This window comes from Deltaproteobacteria bacterium GWA2_45_12 (assembly GCA_001797365.1).
Classification (GTDB): Bacteria; UBA10199; UBA10199; order UBA10199; family UBA10199; genus UBA10199.
On record MGPH01000035.1, the window covers coordinates 1 to 3,450 of the forward strand.

Below are 3,450 nucleotides of genomic sequence, written 5' to 3' on the forward strand. Positions count from 1 at the left end.
TGACGCTCCGGCGTCATTAAAATATGCACGAGGAAGAGGAGAGAACGCAGGAGCGTTGGAATTGCGTTCCCACGCAGAGCGTGGGAACGAGGAAAACGCGAAGACTAAAAAATGGAAGATCGTTTGAGATAAGGGAATCAGAGAAGAATGAATAAACTGAAACACATCCTGTTCTGCCTTATGACCCTCGGCATTTTGTTTGCTGAAGCAGGGCCCCTGCATGCCTTGCAAGGTGTCGGCAACATCGATGCTTTCTTTGATGTTGAGCGCGTTACGGTAACCTACGATGGCAAATTATTTGCCTGGAACAAGTTGGGGCAGGTGCTTCAAGGATTTCCCGTTGATTTATCCGCAGAGCAAAAGGTGTTTGTTCATCGTCCACGGTTAATGGATGTGAATGAAGATGCCCGTGAGGATATTATCGCCCTTGCTGCTGATGGCGCTGGAAGTCTTGAGCTGAGGGTTTATCAGGGGAATGGTACCGAAATTCCCAATTGGAGATTTACTCTTCCCCTTAACAGAACCCAATTACTTGCCACCCCCATTATCGCGGATGTCAATGCGGACAATCTTCAAGAGCTCATTTTTTCCAGCAATGAGGGGGAAGTTTTTGTCTTTAACCGCCAGTTTCAACGTTTAGCATTTGCAGAGTCCGACATTCCCGGCACTCCTTTTGGTATTGCGGCCGACCCAGAGAACGACGGTCAGCTTCATCTTTTTGTTGCATCAGCGGACAAAATATATGCCTGGAATAATCAGGGCCAACGCCGGGATTATTTCACCCTTCCCAATGGCGAGGCCATTATTGGTGAAATGAATCTTGTCGATTTTAATCAGGATCAGAAACAGGATTTTGTTTTTTCAACCACGAACCATCGCATTGTTTTTGTGGGGAACAATGGGGAACAGTTGGGGGCCATTGCAGCCTCACCTGAAAAACAATTTTCAGGCCCTGCCGTGGTGGGGGATGTGGATGCCGATGGAGAAACCGAAGTTTTGGTGGCAACAAACCTACGTGAACTCTTGGCCTTTAATCTGAATGGAGTGGCTGTTGGCCATTGGGATGAAAAAATCACTTATCGGACTGATTTAAACCCCAGCGTGGGCCGCGTGGTTAATGACCAGTATGCAGGAAGTTTTTCCAGTGCCTTGGGTTATGACCAACAAACCGTTTATCGTTCAAACCTTCAAGACTATGCCCATCTTTATTTGGGTGAAAATGTTCATGAATACGATTCCCAAGTGCCGCTTTATCTTTTGGAAGGCCCCTTCATTAATAATGTCCAGGTTCAGCCCCAATTGATCACGCCCAATGGGGACCGTGTCAATGATGAGGCGACGATCTCCTATAATCTTTCCAAAGATGCCGAAGTAAGCATCCAAGTCATCGATTCCCACGGCCGGCCGCTTTATTATCTGATTCGCAACGAATCTAAGGGCAGGGGAAACAACCAAGACCTATGGAATGGGATGAATGGCAAAGATACCCTTACCCGTAATGATGATACGCCCTTAGAGAAGGGAAATTACACATTAAGGATCATCGCCCGTGACGAGGCCGGAGTTGTCAGCACCTATGATACCTTTGGTATCGTGTTTGGCGTGCGTGCCGTCATTGAATTACCTGCAGACAATAACCGCTCGGATAATGTTTATCCCCTAGTTCAGGGGCAAATAAATCTTTCCGGCATGGCTACGGACCCTAATATTGGTGAGGCTGGAAATAATCACGATTTTAATTCTTACAAACTTTATTGGAAGGCCGGAGCTATTAATGTGACTGAAGCCATGGCGGCCACAGCGGGGAATGGAAATTCAGGCTGGGTCCCCATTCCCGTACCCCTTCAACATCAATCTCCCAATAATCAGAATAATGAGCCCAATGACAGTGTGTACCCAAGTTCCAATGTGTCTGTAAGAACCATCCAGCATGGTCTTTTGGGCACGTGGGATACGACCGATGTTATTGAAACGCCCAATGGGCTCTACACAGTGCTTCTTAAAGTATTAGATGGTGGGGGCAACAGGGAAGGGCAGTTTAATTATGATAGTTTGGTCGTAAACCTGGCTAATCCCAATGCCCTTGATCCAAATCAAAATGGAAATGGCGGGCCGGCAGGTGCGGGTGCCGCTAGCCCCCAGTTTTCCAATGTAAGTGTGGCGCCTTTACGCATTGATCCCAATAATTCTCAAGTGAGTGTTTCGTACACGCTGACCAATCCACCAGACAAATCTTCGGACATTAATGCGACCCTATATGAATTTTTTGCGGGGCAGGCCGGACGCGTTGTTTATACGGAAAATTTCAGAAGAAAACCGACGGGCAATTATAATTTTACATGGAACGGTACTGATACCTTGGGAAGACGTGTTAGCAACGGGCTTTACAGGGTGCGGCTTACAGCCACCATTGTAAATGGAGTGGGAAGTGCCACCAACGAGGATATTCGAGTCACGGTAGATAGGTTAAGTGCTGAAAATGAGCCTTTGGAACTTTCGTTGTTTGATGTGTCCCCCAATCTTTTGGATCCGTTTAATTTTGATGCCAATGGATTGTTGCCGGAGGCTCTGCTCCCCCAGGTTTATTATCTTTTAAACAAATCAGCCTCTGTTTCCATTGCCATTTATGATGGGGACCCAGGGAACGGTGGGCAGTTAAAGAAACAATTGCTTCAAGACTATGTAGGGGCCACAAGCCCCGCAAGGCTTACCTGGGATGGCACTGATTCCAACGGTTTGGTATTGCCCACAAACCAGGATTATTACGTTCAGCTTGTGGCGCGTAGCCGGGCTTTCAGGGACGATGAAGAAATTATTTCAGAACCCATTGTTCTAAGACTGGCCCGCAATAACCGGAATGCCGCTATTTCCGCTGATATTGACCACATGGTCGGTGACAATGTCATGAATGACGGCATCCTTGTTGATGATGGAGAAGAAAAACCACTGGAAGGAAACCCCAATTTTAATTGGCGAATGTATGGATCAAACGGTTACGTGAAGGTGCCGTTTGAATATACGTTGGGGGCGTTTGGGACGGATCATTTTGGGAGTCTTGAGACAGATGAGAGGAGTACGGACTTCCCCGATAGCTCTCCAGGCCCTGTTCTTCATCCAAGTTTTTTATCCAATATCATTCGTTTCCCTTGTAGTAATGATACTCAAAATTGTGACCGCCAATATAATGCGGATTTAGATGAAAGCAGAAGCTCAATGGTTTTATCCTTTCCCGAAGGATGGACAATAACAGAGTACTCTGCAAGTTTTGGGATTTCCTGGTTTGCTGTTACAGGGCAGATGCGTGGTACGAATCGATTCCAAGTATTAAGCAATAAAAACTTTTTCACTGGTGCGATGGATATCAGCGGGCCTAATAATCAAAATATTCGCTCCATAACAGTTGAAGAGATGGAGCCAAGACAAGATTATAGATACCCATTGCAAAATGGA

2 pseudogenes (both cut by a window edge) are annotated in these 3,450 nt (G+C 46.4%); both read left to right on the plus strand.

Features of this window, described 5'->3' with window-relative positions:
- Positions 1 to 147 precede the first annotated feature (147 nt).
- A pseudogene (locus A2048_05920) lies at positions 148 to 3,450 on the plus strand (hypothetical protein) (it continues 48 nt past the right edge of the window).
- A pseudogene (locus A2048_05925) lies at positions 3,446 to 3,450 on the plus strand (hypothetical protein); it runs 6,004 nt beyond the window's last position. The pseudogenes A2048_05920 and A2048_05925 overlap by 53 nt, the downstream one beginning before the upstream one ends.